13 protein-coding genes are annotated in these 14019 nt (G+C 72.7%); 9 read left to right on the plus strand and 4 right to left on the minus strand.

Features of this window, described 5'->3' with window-relative positions; genetic code table 11:
- Positions 1-14 precede the first annotated feature (14 nt).
- The gene (locus GEV43_RS13835) at positions 15-986 is read left to right on the plus strand and encodes a glutamate ABC transporter substrate-binding protein (RefSeq protein WP_160821046.1); all 972 of its coding nucleotides are present in this window, start codon (positions 15-17) and stop codon (positions 984-986) included.
- 22 nt (positions 987-1008) lie between these two features.
- Here GEV43_RS13835 and GEV43_RS13840 read toward each other — a convergent pair whose 3' ends face one another.
- Positions 1009-1362, minus strand: a complete 354-nt coding sequence (locus GEV43_RS13840; RefSeq protein ID WP_160821047.1) for an STAS domain-containing protein — start codon at positions 1360-1362, stop codon at positions 1009-1011.
- Positions 1363-1576: 214 nt separating this feature from the next.
- Here GEV43_RS13840 and phoA point away from each other — a divergent pair, with 214 nt between their 5' ends.
- The 8 genes from phoA (at position 1577) to hisC (ending at position 9109) form a co-directional block, all read left to right on the plus strand.
- Entirely contained in the window at positions 1577-2938 is a 1362-nt protein-coding gene (gene phoA, locus GEV43_RS13845; RefSeq protein WP_160821048.1) for an alkaline phosphatase, read from the plus strand.
- A 455-nt stretch (positions 2939-3393) separates the two neighbouring features.
- Complete coding sequence (locus GEV43_RS13850; protein ID WP_309239624.1) at positions 3394-3963, plus strand: lysophospholipid acyltransferase family protein; 570 nt, start codon at positions 3394-3396, stop codon at positions 3961-3963.
- Positions 3964-4068: 105 nt separating this feature from the next.
- A complete protein-coding gene (locus tag GEV43_RS13855; RefSeq protein WP_160821049.1) occupies positions 4069-4818 on the plus strand; it encodes a hypothetical protein in 750 nt (249 codons plus the stop codon).
- A gap of 119 nt (positions 4819-4937) precedes the next feature.
- A complete protein-coding gene (locus tag GEV43_RS13860; RefSeq protein WP_309239625.1) occupies positions 4938-5144 on the plus strand; it encodes a hypothetical protein in 207 nt (68 codons plus the stop codon).
- Positions 5145-5326: 182 nt separating this feature from the next.
- Positions 5327-6673: a flotillin family protein gene (locus tag GEV43_RS13865; protein WP_160821050.1), complete on the plus strand. Its 1347-nt coding sequence runs from the start codon at positions 5327-5329 to the stop codon at positions 6671-6673.
- 273 nt (positions 6674-6946) lie between these two features.
- The gene (locus tag GEV43_RS13870; protein ID WP_160821051.1) at positions 6947-7651 is read left to right on the plus strand and encodes an NUDIX domain-containing protein; all 705 of its coding nucleotides are present in this window, start codon (positions 6947-6949) and stop codon (positions 7649-7651) included.
- Between the two features lie 23 nt (positions 7652-7674).
- Complete coding sequence (locus tag GEV43_RS13875) at positions 7675-7944, plus strand: DUF6401 family natural product biosynthesis protein (RefSeq protein WP_160821052.1); 270 nt, start codon at positions 7675-7677, stop codon at positions 7942-7944.
- An 85-nt stretch (positions 7945-8029) separates the two neighbouring features.
- Complete coding sequence (hisC, locus tag GEV43_RS13880) at positions 8030-9109, plus strand: histidinol-phosphate transaminase (RefSeq protein WP_160821053.1); 1080 nt, start codon at positions 8030-8032, stop codon at positions 9107-9109.
- Positions 9110-9237: 128 nt separating this feature from the next.
- On the opposite strand, the gene GEV43_RS13885 is transcribed toward hisC, so the two are convergent.
- From GEV43_RS13885 to GEV43_RS13895, 3 genes are all read right to left on the minus strand, one after another.
- Complete coding sequence (locus GEV43_RS13885; protein WP_241682891.1) at positions 9238-10566, minus strand: transcriptional regulator; 1329 nt, start codon at positions 10564-10566, stop codon at positions 9238-9240.
- A gap of 530 nt (positions 10567-11096) precedes the next feature.
- Positions 11097-12383, minus strand: coding sequence for a UDP-N-acetylglucosamine 1-carboxyvinyltransferase (murA, locus tag GEV43_RS13890; protein WP_160824511.1), 1287 nt, complete (start codon positions 12381-12383; stop codon positions 11097-11099).
- Positions 12384-13117: 734 nt separating this feature from the next.
- Positions 13118-13930, minus strand: a complete 813-nt coding sequence (locus GEV43_RS13895) for an MOSC N-terminal beta barrel domain-containing protein (protein ID WP_160821054.1) — start codon at positions 13928-13930, stop codon at positions 13118-13120.
- Between the last annotated feature and the right edge of the window lie 89 nt (positions 13931-14019).

Below are 14019 nucleotides of genomic sequence, written 5' to 3' on the forward strand. Positions count from 1 at the left end.
GGAGGAGCCGACCCATGCGCACCACCCCCGCCACCCCCGCACCCCGCGCGATCTCCGCACCCCGCGCCACACTCACGACCCCCGCGTCCCGCGACACCCGCGCGATCTCCGCGACCCGCGGCATCCCCGCCGGTCGCGCGTCCCGCAGCGCGTGCGGCCGCGCCGCCGGGGCCGCCGGGGCGCTGCCCGTCCTCGCCGCCGTTCTCGCCGCGTCCGCCGGCTGCGGCATCGGCGGCGGCGACGGGTCGTCGGTGGCCGACAAGCGGTCGCTGGTGATCGGCGTCAAGGCCGACCAGCCTGGCCTCGGGCTGAAGGGCCCGAACGGGGCCTACGACGGGTTCGACGTGCAGGTGGCGACGTACGTCGCGGGCAGGCTCGGGGTCCCGCGCGACCGGATCAGGTTCAGGACCACGCCGTCGTCGGAGCGGGAACGGGCCCTCGCGCGCGGCGACGTCGACCTGATCTTCGCGACCTACTCGATCACGGCGACGCGCAAGCAGCAGGTCACGTTCGGCGGGCCGTACTACGTGCCGCACCAGGACACCCTCGTCCGCGCGGACGAGGGCTCCATCAAGAACGTGCGCGACCTCAAGGGGCGGCGGATCTGCGCGGTCACCGGGTCGAACTCGTGGCGGCGCGTGATCGAGGAGCGCAAGGTCGCCGCGACGCCCGTCCAGGCCGCGACGTACGGGCAGTGCATGGACAAGCTCGCCGCGAACCAGCTCGACGCGGTCTCCACCGACGACGTGATCCTCGCCGGGTTCGCCGCGGGCCGCGAGCGGTTCCGGATCGTCAACGCGCCGTTCACGGACGAGAAGTACGGCGTCGGGATCAAGAAGGGCGACCTCAAGGGCTGCGAGGCGGTCAACCGCGCGATCACCGAGATGTACCAGGACGGGCAGGCCCAGCGGTTCCTGGAGCGGTGGTTCCAGCGGTCCGGGCTGAAGCTGACGACGAGCGTCCCCCAGTTCGAGGGCTGCTCCTGACCCGCCCCGGGCGAACGGGGCGTCAGCGGAGCGGGGTGGGCGGCATCGCGGCGAGCGCGTCGCGGAGCGTGTCGTGGATCGACAGGTACTTGTCGAGGGCCGTGATCCGGAAGACCCGCTCCACGCGCGGCGGGATCGCGATGAGCGCGAGGACGGTGCCGCGCTCGGCGGCGCGCCGGTTGGCCGAGACGATCGCGTTCAGGCCGGTCGAGTCGCAGAAGGTGACCTCGCGCAGGTCCACGATGAGCGGCCCGCCCGCGTCCAGGACGTCGAACATCGCCTTCTCGAAGCGTCCCCGCGAGACGACGTCGATGTCGCCCTGCACGCGGACGATCGTGCAGCGGTCGTGGTGCAGCAGATGTACGTCGAAGTCCATGATCAACCTCGCGCCCCCGGTCCGGCGATCCCCCCGACGGTGACTCCCCAGGATCGCCCACCGCCACCCCCAACTCCAAGCACTTCCACGTAAAAGGTCCTGGCCGGTGTCGCTGGACGTTCATCGTTCGGCCATCTTCCGCAGGGTGCGCGATCACCTTGGGCTGGTCGTCTGTCCCTGCTCTGAACGAACCGATATATGGGGAGGTCAGCCGGTGTCTTCGGCTGGGAACAAGCGGCGCGTGGCCGCGATCGCGCTCGCGGCGGGGGTCGCCGCGGGCGCCGCGGGGACCGGGATCGCCGGGGCGTCGAACGGCGACCGGACGCACGACGTGCGCGCCGCGGTCAAGGGGGGCAAGGCGCGCAACGTCATCCTGCTGATCGGCGACGGCATGGGCGACTCGGAGATCACCGCGGCCCGCAACTACGCCAAGGGCGCCGCCGGGCACCTCAGCATGGACCGGCTGCCGCTGACGGGCGCGTACACCACGTACGCCGTCCAGAAGGGCAACCCGAGGCTGCCCGACTACGTCACCGACTCGGCGGCGAGCGGCTCGGGCTGGGCGACCGGCCACAAGACCTACAACGGCGCGATCTCCGTCACCCCCGACGGGCGACCGAAGGCCACGATCCTGGAGCTCGCCAAGCGCGCCGGCTTCCGGACGGGCGACGTCACCACCGCGGAGCTGACCGACGCGACGCCGGGCGTGCTCGCCGCGCACGTCGTGGACCGTTCCTGCCAGGGCCCGGCCGACATGAAGGCGTGCCCGGGCAACGCCAAGGAGAACGGCGGCGCGGGCTCGATCGCCGAGCAGCAGATCCAGACGGGCGCCGACCTGTACCTCGGCGGCGGCCGGGCCCGGTTCGCGCAGACGATCAAGGCCGGGCGGTTCAAGGGCAGGACGGTCATCGACCAGGCCCGCGCGTCCGGCTACACCGTGGTCACCGACGCCGCCGGGCTCGCCCGCGCCAGGCCGGACGCCAGGACGCTCGGCCTGTTCGCCGACGGCAACATGACCACGGAGCTGACCGGCCCGGCCGCCAAGGTCGGCGGCACCGCGCCGTCCAAGTGCGCGCCGAACGGCAAGTTCGCCGGGCCGCACCTGTCGCAGATGGCGGGCAAGGCGATCCAGACCCTGGACGCGCAGTCCAAGCGCGGCAAGCGCGGCTTCTTCCTCCAGATCGAGGGCGCCTCGATCGACAAGCAGGACCACGCGGCCGACCCGTGCGGCCAGATCGGCGAGACCGTCGAGTTCGACAACGCGGTCAGGCTCGCGCAGGAGTACGCGCGCAAGCACCCGGACACGCTCGTCGTGACCACCGCCGACCACGCCCACACCAGCCAGATCATCCCGCTGGACGCCAAGAGCCCCGGGCAGACCGCCACGCTCGTCACGGCGGACGGCGCCCAGATGAAGCTCAACTACGCCACCAATCCCGCCGGGGAGTCGCAGGAGCACACCGGCACCGAGGTGCGGATCGCCGCGAGCGGCCCGCAGGCCGCGAACGTCGTCGGCGTCACCGACCAGACCGACCTGTTCGCCACCATGTCCCGCGCGCTCGGCGTGCGCCGCTGAGCCACGCGCCGGCGCCCGCTCCGGGCGGGCGCCGGCGGACGTCCGGAGTCCCGTGCTCCCCCTGGGGGCACGGGGCTCCGTGCTTTCGGCGGGACGGGCGGGGAAACGCGGCCAATAACCTACCGAAGAGAAACTTACTATTCAGTAAGAATGGTCGGCGGCGCCGGATGAGCCGTCCAATGGCGGAGTGCGGCCCGGAGCCGATCTTGCCGTGTGTAATCTCACCAGGACCCCCGTTGACCTGCCCCTGGTCCATTCCTGACCGGCCCGGCGAGGCGAAAAGCAGGCGGTGACCCGGGCCCGGATCGGCCAAGACGTTACAGTGGCGGTGCCGAAATTCCTGGAGGCTGGGTGTTCTACACGTTCATGACGCGCGTGGTGCGTCCCATCCTGTGGCTGCTTTTCCGCCCCCGCGTCATCGGGGGGAGAACGTCCCCAGCTACGGACCGCTCATCGTGGCGAGCAACCACCTGTCGTTCATCGACAGCTTCATCATCCCGCTCGCCATCCCGCGCCCGGTCACCTACATCGCCAAGGCCGACTACTTCGAGGGCGGCGGGCTGAAGAAGGGCTTCGTCCGCTGGTTCCTCACCAACCTCGGGCACGTCCCGGTCAAGCGCGGCGCCCAGCGCGCGGCGATGGGGGCGCTGGAGCAGGCCGTCGAGATCCTCGACAACAGCGGCGCGTTCGCCATCTACCCCGAGGGCACCCGCTCCCCGGACGGCCGCCTCTACCGGGGCCGCACCGGCGTCGGCTGGCTGGTGCTGGCCTCCGGCGCACGCGTCCTGCCGGTCGGACTTGAGGGCACCGAGAAGATCCAGCCGATCGGCTCGTCCAGGCCGCGCGTCTTCGGCCCGCGCCCGACCGTGCGGATCGGCCCGCCCATGGACCTGTCGCACTACGGCGACCTGCCGCCCGCCAAGGCCCGCCGCGCCATCACCGACGAGATCGTCGACACCATCCACAAGCTCTCCGGCCAGGAGTTCGCGGGCACCTACAACGACCGCGCCAACGGCCCGGCCTGACGCACACCCCGTCCACACCGGCCCGCACGAACTCTCGCGGCGTGGCGTGGTGTGGAAGGCGTGTCGTTCGCGCGGGGGGACCGGGCGCGCCGTAGGGTCGCCGACATGGCGCACAGGCTCCTCCCGGCCGCACTCATCGCGACGGCGCTCACCGCGTCGCTGGCCGCGTGCGGCGGCGGCGACGGCGGCGACGACCGCGCCGAACGGCTCCGCACGGCCGGACGCGCCGCGCCCGTCGGCACCGGCTTCACCTCCGACCAGCTCGAACAGGCGCTGCTCACCGAGGCGCCCGGCTACCGCCGCGCGGGCGAGCCCGACTCCGGGGAGTACGGCTCGCTCAAGGCCATCCAGAACTTCAACCAGCTCCAGCGGCAGGTCAAGCTCGACAAGCCGCGCTGCGCGAACGGCGGCAACGGCCCCGGCTCCGCGGCCGGCTCCGGCTCCGGCGGCTCGGACTCGGTGATCGACCGCGCCGCCCCGTCCGCGCTCACCACGTTCGCCAAGGGCAACGGGCAGACCGTCACCGAGACGCTGATGTCGCTGACCGCCGAGGCCGCCGCGCAGCAGGTGAAGGCGCGCGTCCCGACCGGCTGCCTGATGTTCCGCACGCGGGTCGGCGCGCAGTGGTCCGAGCACCGCGTGGTCGAGTCGCCGCCCGGCCGGATCGGGCAGGGCTCCCGCACGGTCGGCGTGACGACGGTCAGCGGCGGCTCGCACACCAAGACCTGGTACGTCGTGCTCCAGGGCCGCCGCTACCTCGCCACGATCAGCGTCTTCGGCCCCACCGCGACCCGTACCGAGGCGGAGAGCCTCGCGCGCCTCGCCTACGCCCAGGCCGAACGCATCCTGCCCTGAGCCACCGAACGCACTCGCGGTGCGTCTCGCCGAACGGATACCGTTCCCCTACGCGGTGCGCAGCGACGCCCGCGCGCCGGTGCGCGGACGACGCGCCCGGCCGCCCGAACGAGACGGGGGTGCCCTTGATCGGCAGGGAGGGCCGGGTCACCGGCAAGATCGGCCCCGGCCTGGTCGGGGAGGTCATGATCCCGATCCGCGGCGGCGTCGAGGCGTTCTACGCCCACCCCGTCGACCCGCGCGACGAGATCCCGGTCGGGACGATCATCGTGGTCGTCGAGTACCACCCGCCGCGCACGGTCTACGTCGCCAACGCCCTCGGCTGACCCGACCGTGTGAACGGCGCTCGGCGGCCGGTCGGGCGCCGGTCCGCGGGTGCCGGATCCGGACACGGAGAACGTTCTGATCTGGGCGAACCGTGGGGGCTTCGGCCGCGTCTATGTGGGAGCGTTGTCCGATATCCGCCGTTGCGGACCCGTTCCCCCCATGGACCGCGAAGGGAGACCGCATGCCCACAGTCGTGGCGATCGCCGTCGTCGTCGCCATCATCATCCTGATCGTGCTGTTCAAGATGGTCTGGCGCGTCGCCGAGCCGAACGAGGCCCTGATCATCTCCGGTCTGGGCGCCAAATCCAAGCCGATCGACGGGGTGGACAGCCTCGGCTTCAAGATCGTCACCGGCAAGGGGACCTCGGTGCTGCCGGGGTTCCAGGTCTCCCGCCGGCTGCGGCTGGACTCGCGGGCGGCCAACCTCGAGGTCAACTGCGTGACGCAGCAGGGCATCCCGGTCAAGGTGCGCGGCGTGGTCATCTACAAGGTCGGCGACGACTTCGTGTCGATCGCCAACGCCGCCCGGCGGTTCCTGGAGCAGCAGGGCTCGATGGACGGCGCGATCCACGAGCTGTTCACCGGCCACCTGCGCTCGATCATCGGCAACCTCACCGTCGAGGACCTGATCCTCAACCGCGAGCGGCTGACCAGCGAGACCCGCAGCTCCGCGGCCGACGAGATGAGCAAGCTCGGGCTGGTCGTCGACTCGCTCCAGATCCAGGAGATCGACGACGAGACCGGCTACGTGATCAACCTGGGCCGTCCGCACGCCGCCCGGGTCGCCGCCGCGGCCCGCATCGCCGAGGCCGAGCGGGACCAGGAGGCCACCCAGCGCGAGCAGGAGGCCATGCGGGAGAACGCGGCCGTCATCCGCGACACCGAGATCAAGAAGGCCGAGTACGAGGGCCAGGTCAGCCAGGCCGCGCAGCAGGCCCGGCAGGAGGTCATCCTCAAGGAGACCCGCAACGCCGAGCTGGAGGCCGAGCGCACCGAGAAGCGGCTGGAGAGCGAGGTCCGCAAGCCGGCCGACGCGCGCGCGTACGAGCAGGTCAAGCTGGCCGAGGCCGAGCGCGAGGAGCGCATCGCGCACGCGCAGGCCGCCGCGACCGAGGTGCAGCTGCGGGCGCAGCGGGAGGCCGAGGCGACCCGGCTGATCGGTGAGGCGCAGGCCGACGCGACCCGCAAGAAGGGCCTGGCGGAGGCCGAGGCGATCAAGGCCCGCGCGGAGGCGCTCGCGCACAACCAGGACGCGGTCATCGCCCAGCAGCTCGCCGAGAAGTGGCCGGAGATCGTCGAGGCCGGCGCCAAGGTGTTCGGCAACGTCGACAACATGGTGGTGCTGAACGGCGCCGACGGCGTGGAGGACATGCTCGCCAAGGCCCTCACCCTCGGCGGCACGGGCCTCGGCCTGGCGCGCAACCTGCTGAACGGCATGGGCGCGGGCAGCGGGCAGGCCGCCCAGAACGGCACCGGTCCCGCCCCCGGCGGCTCCGTCCCGACCCTGGAGACCCCGAAGGAAACCTGAGCCGGTCCGGCCGAATCCGGAACGGCACCGCCGAACCGGGCGCCGAAGCCGAAGCGGCACCGCGAGCCGGCCGGAGCCGGAACCAGACCGCGAACCGGCCGAAGCCGGAACGGCACCGCCGAACCGGCCGGAGCCGGAACCGGACCGCGAGCCGGCCGGAGCCGGAACGGCACCGCGGACCGGCCGGGGCCGGAACGAGACCGCGAACGCCCCGGGATCCGTCCCGGGGCGTTCCTGGCGCTAGGAGAGCGTCGCGACCACTAAATTCGAGGCATGTCCGTGCCGCGGCTCGCCGTCACCGTCGACCTTGTCGTTCTCACCGTTCGCGAGCAGCGGCTCTCCGCCCTGGTGTGGCGCCGCGACCGCCCGCCGTACGACGGGGCCTGGTCGCTGCCGGGCGGGTTCATCCAGCTCGACGAGGACCTGCCCGCCGCCGCGTCCCGCCTGATGGCCGAGCGCGCCGGGCTCGCCGACGTGCGCATCCACCTCGAACAGCTCGCCACGTACGGCTACCCCGACCGCGACCCCCGCCAGCGCGTCGTCAGCGTCGCCTACCTCGGCCTCGCGCCCGACCTGCCGGCCTCCACCCGCGCGCAGGTGATCTGGCGCGCGGTGGACGACCTGAAGCACCGCGACCGCGCGGCGTTCGACCACCGCCGCATCCTCGGGGACGGCATGGAGCGCGCCCGCGCGAAGCTGGAGTACACCCCGCTCGCCGCCGCGTTCTGCCCGCCCGAGTTCACGGTGGCCGAGCTGCGCCGCGTGTACGAGATCGTGTGGGGCACCGCGCTCGACCCGAGGAACTTCCACCGCAAGGTCACCGGCGCCGACCGCTTCCTGATCCCGACGGGCCGCACCACGACCCGCGACGGAGGCCGTCCCGCCCGGCTCTACACGCGCGGGGACGCCGAGCAGCTCCGCCCGCCGATGCTCCGGCCGCCGGGCCGGATGGCCGGGGCACGCGCGGAGCGTTGCTAGGTTTTTGTCCCATGGATGGCGATTTGTCCGAAGAGTTGGGGCTGCTCGTCCGCGACATCGGGGACGCCGGGGTCGCGGAGATGGCCGGGTCCCCCGGGCTGGCCGCCGCCGTCGACCAGCACGTCGCGGCCGTGCGGAGCGAGGTGGGCGCCGCCGGGCCGGACGAGCTGATGGGCTACCTGCACGCGTTCGCCGAGAACGCGTTCAACCGCGGCTGGTGGCCCGCGAGCACGAGCGACTGGGAGTTCCTCCGGATCGTCGCCGTCTGCTGGATGCTGCGCCAGGCCGAGTGAGGCCGCGCCGGGAACGCCGGGGTCGTCCGCTTTTGGGGCGGGCCTCTAAACTGGCACCACCCACCCCTGCACCAGGAGGACAACGGTGTCCGAGGCAACCACTCCGCGCTTCCGCTCCGTCCTCGACCGGTTCGCGGCCTACAAGCCCGGCAAGGTCGTGGTGTCGCCCGAGGGCCGCTCGTTCAAGCTGTCGTCCAACGAGTCGCCGCACGGGCCCCTCCCGTCCGTGACGAGCGCGATCATCGAGGCGGCGGGCAACGCCAACCGCTACCCCGACAACAACGCGACCGCGCTCATCGAGGCGATCGGCGCCAGGTACGGGGTGCCCGAGTCGCACGTCGCGCTCGGCTGCGGCTCGGTCGGCCTGACCCAGATGCTGCTGGCCGCCACGGCCGAGCCCGGCGCCGAGATCGTCTACGCCTGGCGCTCGTTCGAGGCGTACCCGCTGCTGGTCGCCCTGTCCGGCGGGACGCCCGTCCAGGTGCCGCTGCGCGAGGAGACCCACGACCTCGACGCCATCGCCGACGCGATCACCGACCGGACGCGGCTGGTGCTGGTCTGCAACCCCAACAACCCGACCGGGACGGTCGTCCGCCGCCCCGAGCTGGAGGCGTTCCTCGACCGGGTCCCGGCCGACTGCCTCGTGGTGCTCGACGAGGCGTACCGCGAGTACGTGCAGGACCCGGCCGTCCCCGACGGGCTCGACCTGTACCGCGACCGCCCCAACCTGGCCGTCCTGCGCACCTTCTCCAAGGCGTACGGCCTCGCCGGGCTCCGCGTCGGCTTCCTCGTCGCGCACCCCGAGGTCGCGGGAGCCGTCCGCAAGACGTACCTGCCGTTCTCGGTCAACTCGGTCGCCCAGGCCGCGGGCATCGCGTCGCTCGCCGCCACCGGCGAGCTGCTCGCCCGCGTCGAGGGCACCGTCAAGGAGCGCGAGCGCGTCCGCGACGCCCTGCTCGCCGACGGCTGGACCGTCCCGCCGAGCGAGGCCAACTTCGTGTGGCTGCGCCTCGGCGACCGCACCATGGACTTCTCCGAGGCGTGCGACGCCCAGGGCATCAGCGTCCGCCCGTTCCCCGGGGAAGGCGCCCGCATCTCCATCGGCTCCCCTGAGGAGAACGACGCGTTCCTCGCCGTGGCGCGCGCCTACCCCCACCGCAACTGACGCGCGGACGCCCCACCGCGGCACGCCGGAACACCGTCGCGCCCCCGCCCCGCCCCCGCGGCGCGGTGCGGGGGCGGCGTCTTCTAGCGGGGCGGGCGCCGGGTGGACGCGTCAGGTGCCTGGCCGCGTCAGGTGCCCGCCTTCGGGCCCAGCTTCTCGACGATCAGGCGGTAGAGCTGCCGGGGGCGGCCGGGCTGCGGCGTCCGGTTGGGAGGCAGGGGCCACGCGAGGCCCTCCTCCACCAGGGTCCGCAGGAGGCGCCGGGCGGTACGGGGCGTCACGCCGAGCATCTTGCCCGCGTTCTCCGCGTCCACGATCAGCGGTTGCTCCTGGTCACCGAGCTTGTCCGCGAGGCGCGCGAGGATCTCCAGGCCCTTCGGCTTGGCCTGGGGCTGCGCGCGGGGCGGGGTGCGCGGCGCGGGCACGAGGGCCCGGCCGTCGCGGTCCAGCGCGAAGCCCTGGGCGCGCTGCGAGCTCTGCGACCTCGCGAGCGCGGCGCGGGCGTGGTTCTCCGCCTCGTGGGCGGTACGGCCCATGCCGATCCCGACCTCGATGGCCAGCCCGAGTTCTTCCCGGACCCTTTCCACGAACGGGGGCGTCCGGAAACCCTCGGTGGACGCGGTGACCGAACCCCTGGTCGCGATGACCAGATAGCTGTGGTCGTCCAGCGGCCACACCGACGCGTTCATCCGGTGCGCCTCCTGGAGCAGCACCCGGTGCAGCGCCAGCTTCAGCTCGTCCCGCCAGTAGCGCGGCGTGACGCGGCGCGGCGTCTCGCGCAGGGTGGGGACGTCCACGAGCACGACGACGAGCTGCGACTCCTCAAGGCGGTGGTGCGCCCCGAGCAGCGCCGCGGTCTGGAGGGAACTGCGGATCGCCGCCCCCGTCGGACGGACCCGGATCGTCGGGACCCCGGCCATCTCCATGCGCTCCGCGGTGGCGTGCACGCAGGTCATCGCGACCGTCGTCGCGCCGCGCCGCCACAGCCGCTCGTGGAACGCGGCGAGCGTGCCCGGCCCGGCCGCCTCCTCGCGCAGGTGCACCTGGTCGGTGCCGAGGCTGATCTCGGCGTACGCCTCCTCCACCTCGGCCCGGCCGAGCACGTCGATGCTCACCCTGGACGGGTCGAAGCGCTCGTCGAGGGACGCCCGCAGCAGCGCGCCCTGGAGGGCCGCGCCGTTCAGCGGGACGTAGGTGGCCGGCATGGTGAGCACGCCCGCCTTCCGCGCGAAGTCGTACGGCACCGGGCTGGCGAACAGGCACACGTCCACCCCCGATCCCAGCCGTACGACCTTGTCGGCCGCCTCCTGTTCGTCTCGATATGCGGCGGCCACCAGCCGGCTCGGCACCGGCGTGGGGCCGTGGCCCATCAGCATGACCCGTTCGACCAGGTCATGCGGGCCGACGACACCGATCGTGAGGTCGGGTGTGACCGACCCCGCCCGTGCGGCCATCATCGGCGACCGCTCGCTTCCGGCCCAGATTCTTGGCGGGGGTCCTGCCCCGGCCATGCGTTCGCGCACGCTCCGCCCAACGGTTGACTCATGGCTTGTCGCCCCTGCCTTCTGACCCAGCACCGCAGTTCCCGTGCGATTCGTTCCTCAGTGGGCAGATCGGGTCGAGGCGACGATGTGTGACGCCCAGACGCGAAATCGAATCAAGAGTGCGGCGAAAAAGTAACCTACGCGACCCCCTGGTCAGTAATTTGTCACCAATCGGCCAGCCTTGATCCTGCATCTTGGGTCGTCCGTAGTTGAAAAACAAGACCCGAAAACAACGAGAGGGGCCTCTCCCGGCGCTGATGCGCACTGGAGAGGCCCCTGCGGCGTCCGTTTGGTTTACGAACGGGCCGAAAGCCGAACGTCCTCGTTCAGGACCGCCCGGAAAGACGAGTGATCCGCCCGCCTGGCCTTGACTGGCCATGACCGAGCGATCTTTTGGCCTGTCAGAAGGGCGACCCGGCGGTCACTCAATAGTCATCTGACCACTATCCGACTTCACGGACAATGTCGGCGCCGAGCTGCGAGAGCCGCTCGGCGGTGTGCGCGTGGCCGCGGTCGAGGTAGTAGGCCGAGGTGATCGTGGTCTCGCCCTCGGCGGCGAGGCCCGCGAGCACGAGCGCGCTGCCGCAGCGCAGGTCGTGGGCCTCGACCTCGGCGCCGCGCAGCCCGTTCGGGCCGTTCACCTTGGCGCGGTTGCCGTTGACCTCGATGTCGGCGCCCATCTTGACCAGTTCCTCGGCGAGCTTGAACCGGCCGTCGAAGATCCGCTCGTAGATATAGGACGGTCCGTCGGCCAGACAGGACACCGCCATGATCGGCGACTGGAGGTCGGTCGCGAAACCCGGGTACTCGTCGGTGATGACGTTGATCGGGCGCAAAGCGCGGTCGCGCCGTACCTGGAGCACCGCGCCCTGCTGGTGGAACTCCACGCCCATCTGTTCGAGCTTGTCGGCGGCGACGCCGAGGTGCTCCAGCGTCGCGCCGACGAGGTTCAGCTCGCCGCCGGTGATCGCCGCCGCCATCACGAACACGCCCGCGTCGATCCGGTCGGGCATCACGGTGTGCTCGACGGCGGTGAGCTCGTCCACGCCCTCGACCGTGATGAACCCGGTGCCGCCGCCGCTGATCCTGGCGCCCATCGCCTGGAGGATCGCGATGTTGTCGAGCACCTCCGGCTCCAGCGCCGCGTTCTTGATCAGCGTGGTGCCGCGGGCCATCGCCGCCGCCATGATCAGGTTCTCGGTGCCGGTGTGCGAGGGGGTGTCGCAGTACAGCGTGCCGCCGCGCAGCTCGCCGGCCTTGATGTGGATGATGCCGTCGCCGTTGTCGGCCACCTGCTCGGTGACCGTGGCGCCCATCCGCTTGAACCCGTTGTAGTGGAAGTCCAGGTTGCGGCTGCCGAGGTTGCAGCCGCCGACCCCCTCGATGACGGCCTCGCCGAGGCGGTGCAGCAGCGCGGGGACGAACAGGAACGAGCCGCGGAACCGGGAGGCGATCTCGGCCGGGAGCACCGGGCTGCTCAGCGTGGACGCGTCGATCACCAGCGTCCGCTCGTTCTCGTGCAGCTCGGCGCGGGCGCCGATCGCGCGGGCCAGCTCCACCGCCCGGCGCACGTCCTCGATGATCGGTACGTTGCGCAGGACCGTCCGGCCCTTCGAGGCCATCAGCGACGCGCCGATCATCGGCAGGACGGCGTTCTTGGCGCCCTGCACGAAGACGGTGCCGGCGAGCCGCCGGCCTCCGCGCACGCGGTAACGAACCTCGTGGCCCATGCTCATGCCGCCTAACTCCTTAACTGCGGATACGGTGCCCACCTGATCGGGTGGGACTGCGATCGGGGCCGCCTGCCCGCCCGCCCGTTCGTCCGGAACGGGGAATCGCAGGGGCCCGGCGCGCCGAACGGTGTTCCCGGTGCGTCGGCGTGCCCCAGTAAACCACCGGGGCGAGCATGAGGCGTCCGGCTCGCTCGTCGTGGCGTCAGTCTGATCGTTTAGACACCGCGGGGCGCCCATCGGTTCGCTCCTCCACCCGCTTTTCGCAGTGTGGGCCCCGCCCGCGGGTCCGTCCATGCGCGCCGCGGTGAGGATCGGCATAACGGTCATGTCGGACCCCGCAGAGGTCTAAGGTGGACCCTCGCGAACGGCTCGACGGAACGGCGACGCCCCGGACACCGGCCCGGCGGCGGCCGTCCGGCGGCGAGACGGCGGCGACCCGGCGACGGGTCTGCGGCGGCCCGGCGGCGGCGGCCCGGCGGCGGCCTAGCGACGGCGAGACGGCGACGGCGACCCGGCCGTGGCGGCCCGGCGGCGAGACGGCGGCGACGGCGACCCGGCGACGGCCCGGCGGCTCGGCGACCGCGGCCCGGCGGCGAGACGGCGACGGCGGCCCGGCGGCGAGGCGGCGATGGCCCGACGACGGCGACCCGGCGACGCACCGGTCACCGGCCCGGCGGCGGCCCGGCGACGGCAGCCCGGCGACGGCGGCCCGACTGCGGGGCGGGGGCGGTCTAGTGGGGTGGCGGGTCTTCGGTCGGGCGGGTGGGGACGGTCTCCAGGACCTCGACGGGGTCGCCGACGGTGAGGATGCCGGGCTCGCGCGGGACGCCGTTGCGGCCGAAGCGGATGCCCCGGTCGATGGTGCGGTAGCGGGCGAGGGTCCGCAGCGGCTCCCGGCCGCGCTCGCCCGTCGCCTGGTCGGTCGTGGTGATCACGCAGCGGGCGCAGGACTTGACCAGCTCGACCACCGTGCCGCCGACGCGCAGCAGCCGGACCTCGTCCTCGCCGTACGCGCCGAGCCCCTCGACGACGAGGCTCGGGCGGAACCGGTCCATCGGCAGCGGCTCGTCCAGCCGCCCGTTCAGGTCGGCGAGGGACTCGGCGGAGATCACCAGCAGCGGGTAGCCGTCGGCGAACGCGACCTCACCGCCGCCCCGCGACGTCGGCCGGCGGCCGGTGAAGCGGACGAGGCGGCACTCGACGTCGAACCGCTCCGAGAACCAGCGCGCCGCCTCGTCGCCCTGGTCCGTCCCCTGGCACTCGGACCTGTGGACGGTCACCTCCCGCACCGGGCCGTCGTCCACAGCCTTGTGGACGAGCGTGTCGGCGCCCGGGTAGCCGACGGTGAGGACCTCGCCGTCGTAGGCGACCCGCAGCCGGGCCATCGGCGCGTGGTCGCGCTGCGAGAGGAACCGGCCCTCGGGCGTGCACAGCATGAACTCCCGGTCGTACCGCAGGCCCCGCGGGGTCAGCTCGGCGGTGCGCAGCGGGATGCCGCCGCCGCTCTTGAGCGGGTAGACGTTCAGCTCGGTCAGCGTCGCCACCGGGGCCCTCCTGCCGTTCGTGGGGTCGTCTGGGGGAACGAGTCTCAGGTGCGAGCGGGTCGGGCGCCGCGCCGGGCGGGCCGGGCGTG

The organism is Actinomadura sp. J1-007, from assembly GCF_009793335.1.
GTDB lineage: Bacteria > Actinomycetota > Actinomycetes > Streptosporangiales > Streptosporangiaceae > Spirillospora > Spirillospora yumaensis.

What these genes read in the sequence shown, in the direction of transcription:
- GEV43_RS13865 (WP_160821050.1), top strand. Translation starts at nt 5,327, where the DNA reads ATGCCCACAGTCGTGGCGATCGCCGTCGTCGTCGCCATCATCATCCTG.
- GEV43_RS13885 (WP_241682891.1), bottom strand. Translation starts at nt 10,566, where the DNA reads ATGATGGCCGCACGGGCGGGGTCGGTCACACCCGACCTCACGATCGGT.
- GEV43_RS13855 (WP_160821049.1), top strand. Translation starts at nt 4,069, where the DNA reads ATGGCGCACAGGCTCCTCCCGGCCGCACTCATCGCGACGGCGCTCACC.
- GEV43_RS13835 (WP_160821046.1), top strand. Translation starts at nt 15, where the DNA reads ATGCGCACCACCCCCGCCACCCCCGCACCCCGCGCGATCTCCGCACCC.
- GEV43_RS13870 (WP_160821051.1), top strand. Translation starts at nt 6,947, where the DNA reads ATGTCCGTGCCGCGGCTCGCCGTCACCGTCGACCTTGTCGTTCTCACC.
- murA (WP_160824511.1), bottom strand. Translation starts at nt 12,383, where the DNA reads ATGGGCCACGAGGTTCGTTACCGCGTGCGCGGAGGCCGGCGGCTCGCC.
- GEV43_RS13840 (WP_160821047.1), bottom strand. Translation starts at nt 1,362, where the DNA reads ATGGACTTCGACGTACATCTGCTGCACCACGACCGCTGCACGATCGTC.